Annotated in this window: 3 protein-coding genes; all 3 read left to right on the top strand. The window is 54.7% G+C overall.

The features are described from left to right. Positions 1–396: phosphoserine phosphatase SerB (gene serB / locus ACW14G_RS22700; protein ID WP_455648842.1), on the top strand; the 396-nt coding region annotated here is incomplete at its 5' end. Between the two features lie 10 nt (positions 397–406). After that, complete coding sequence (gene radA / locus ACW14G_RS22695) at positions 407–1,789, top strand: DNA repair protein RadA (RefSeq protein ID WP_163449611.1); 1,383 nt, start codon at positions 407–409, stop codon at positions 1,787–1,789. Positions 1,790–1,907: 118 nt separating this feature from the next. Continuing rightward, a complete protein-coding gene (nadR, locus tag ACW14G_RS22690; RefSeq protein WP_163449610.1) occupies positions 1,908–3,134 on the top strand; it encodes a multifunctional transcriptional regulator/nicotinamide-nucleotide adenylyltransferase/ribosylnicotinamide kinase NadR in 1,227 nt (408 codons plus the stop codon). Positions 3,135–3,283: the final 149 nt, after the last annotated feature.

The raw sequence follows: 3,283 nt of genomic DNA, 5'->3' as shown, positions 1-3,283 counted from the left end.
AAGCTGGAAACGCTGGGCTGGAAGGTGGCGATCGCCTCCGGCGGCTTCACCTTCTTTGCCGAGTATCTGCGCGACAAGCTGCGCCTCACCGCCGCGGTGGCTAACGAGCTGGGCATTCGCGATGGCAAACTGACCGGCGAAGTGGTTGGCGATATCGTCGACGCGCAGTATAAAGCGAAAACGCTGCTGCAGCTGGCTGAAAAATATGAAATTCCGCATGCGCAGACCGTGGCTATCGGCGACGGTGCCAATGACCTGCCGATGATCAAAAAAGCCGGTCTGGGGATTGCGTATCATGCCAAACCCAAAGTGAATGAACAGACGGAAGTGACTATCCGTCATGCCGATTTGATGGGGGTGTTCTGCATCCTCTCCGGCAGCATGAATCAGAAATAAAGAGGTTAACGTGGCGAAAGCTCCTAAACGCGCATTTGTTTGTAATGAGTGCGGTGCGGACTACCCGCGCTGGCAGGGGCAATGCAGCGCCTGTCATGCGTGGAATACCATCACCGAGGTGCGCGTAGCGGCTTCTCCCACGGTCGCGCGTAATGAGCGCCTGAGCGGCTATGCCGGTAATGCTGGCGTGGCCAAGGTGCAGAAGCTGTCGGAAATCAGCCTGGAAGAGCTACCGCGCTTCTCGACCGGCTTTAAAGAGTTTGACCGCGTGCTGGGTGGCGGTGTGGTACCCGGCAGCGCCATTCTGATTGGTGGTAACCCGGGGGCGGGGAAATCGACCCTGCTGCTGCAAACCCTGTGCAAGCTGGCCGAACAGATGAAAACGCTGTACGTCACCGGCGAGGAGTCGCTACAGCAGGTGGCCATGCGCGCGCACCGTCTCGGTCTGCCGACGGCGAACCTGAATATGCTCTCGGAAACCAGTATCGAGCAGATTTGCCAGATTGCGGAAGAAGAGCAGCCGAAGCTGATGGTGATCGACTCCATCCAGGTGATGCACATGGCGGATATTCAGTCATCGCCGGGCAGCGTCGCACAGGTGCGTGAAACCGCCGCCTATCTGACGCGCTTTGCTAAAACGCGCGGTGTCGCCATCGTCATGGTGGGACACGTCACCAAAGACGGCTCGCTGGCGGGCCCGAAGGTGCTGGAACACTGCATCGACTGTTCAGTGCTGCTTGACGGTGATGCCGACTCGCGTTTCCGTACGCTGCGCAGCCATAAAAACCGCTTTGGCGCGGTGAATGAACTGGGCGTGTTCGCCATGACCGAACAGGGGCTGCGCGAGGTGAGTAACCCGTCCGCCATCTTCCTCAGCCGCGGTGATGAGGTCACTTCCGGCAGCTCGGTGATGGTGGTGTGGGAAGGTACTCGCCCGCTGCTGGTCGAGATTCAGGCGCTGGTCGATCATTCGATGATGGGCAACCCGCGACGCGTCGCCGTTGGTCTGGAGCAAAACCGTCTGGCGATTCTGCTCGCCGTTCTGCACCGCCACGGAGGCCTACAGATGGCCGACCAGGACGTGTTTGTTAACGTGGTGGGCGGCGTGAAGGTGACTGAAACCAGCGCCGATCTTGCGCTGCTGCTGGCGATGGTCTCGAGCCTGCGCGATCGACCGCTGCCGCAGGATCTGGTGGTGTTTGGCGAAGTCGGGCTGGCCGGTGAAATTCGTCCCGTACCAAGCGGGCAGGAGCGTATTTCAGAAGCAGCGAAGCATGGTTTCCGCCGGGCGATTGTCCCGGCCGCCAATGTGCCGAAAAAAGTCCCGGAGGGGATGAAGGTATTTGGTGTGAAAAAACTCTCCGATGCGCTGAACGTCTTTGACGATTTATAATGTCTGACTCTGGCGTCGTACTGCGACGCCGCTCTCTTTCCCCGGATAGTACCGTGAGTACATCCGGGTTTTTTGTATAATGGGTAGATGGTTTACCCCAATTCAGCAGGAGGCTCTTGTGTCGTCGTTCGACTATCTCAAAACCGCAATTCGTCAAAAAGGCTGCACGTTGCAGCAGGTTGCAGACGCAAGCGGCATGACCAAGGGCTATTTAAGCCAGCTCCTCAATGCCAAAATTAAAAGCCCCAGCGCGCAAAAGCTGGAGGCGCTACATCGTTTTCTTGGCCTTGAGTTTCCTCGTCAGCAAAAAAATATCGGCGTGGTCTTCGGTAAATTCTATCCTCTGCATACGGGACATATTTATTTGATTCAGCGCGCCTGTAGCCAGGTGGATGAACTGCACATCATTATGGGCTACGACGACACGCGCGATCGCGCGCTGTTTGAAGATAGCGCGATGTCGCAACAACCTACGGTGCCTGATCGTCTGCGTTGGCTGCTCCAGACCTTTAAATACCAGAAGAACATTCGCATTCATGCTTTTAACGAAGAAGGCATGGAGCCATATCCCCACGGCTGGGACGTATGGAGCGCGGGGATGAAAACCTTTATGGAGGAGAAGGGGATTCAGCCTAACTGGATCTACACTTCTGAGGAGTCCGATGCGCCGCAATACCTCGAACATCTGGGGATTGAAACGGTGCTGGTGGACCCGAAACGGACGTTTATGAATATCAGCGGCGCACAGATCCGTGAGAACCCGTTCCGCTACTGGGATTACATCCCTACGGAAGTGAAGCCGTTCTTCGTGCGTACGGTGGCGATTCTCGGCGGTGAGTCCAGCGGCAAATCGACGCTGGTCAACAAGCTGGCGAATATCTTCAACACCACCAGTGCGTGGGAATATGGCCGTGACTACGTTTTTTCTCATCTCGGCGGCGATGAGATGGCGCTGCAATATTCCGACTACGACAAAATCGCGCTCGGCCATGCGCAGTATATCGACTTTGCGGTGAAGTACGCTAACAAGGTGGCGTTTATTGATACTGACTTTGTCAGCACTCAGGCCTTCTGTAAAAAGTATGAAGGACGTGAACATCCATTTGTACAGGCGCTGATTGATGAGTATCGCTTTGATCTGGTTATTCTGCTGGAGAACAACACGCCGTGGGTGGCTGATGGGCTGCGCAGTCTGGGGAGTTCGGTAGACCGCAAAGAGTTTCAGACGCTGTTGGTATCGCTGCTTGAGAAGAACAATATTGCGTTTGTGCACGTTGAGGAAGCGGACTATGACTCGCGGTTTTTGCGGTGTGTGGAGTTGGTCAGGGAGTTGATGGGAGATTGACCGTTATTGGGGTTTTTCAGAGGAGAAACCCCATTATATATATTGAATGAGACCTTGCTACTGTCAATATTATATTAATTCCTGTGCTATAAATTTTATTTATTTTGATTATTAATACTTTAAACCAATCATAAAGTGTATTCTTATTG

The sequence above is a fragment of the Kluyvera sp. genome (assembly GCF_965301105.1).
The sequence above is the reverse complement of the archived record's forward strand: the minus strand, read 5'-3'. Positions and strand labels throughout refer to the sequence as shown.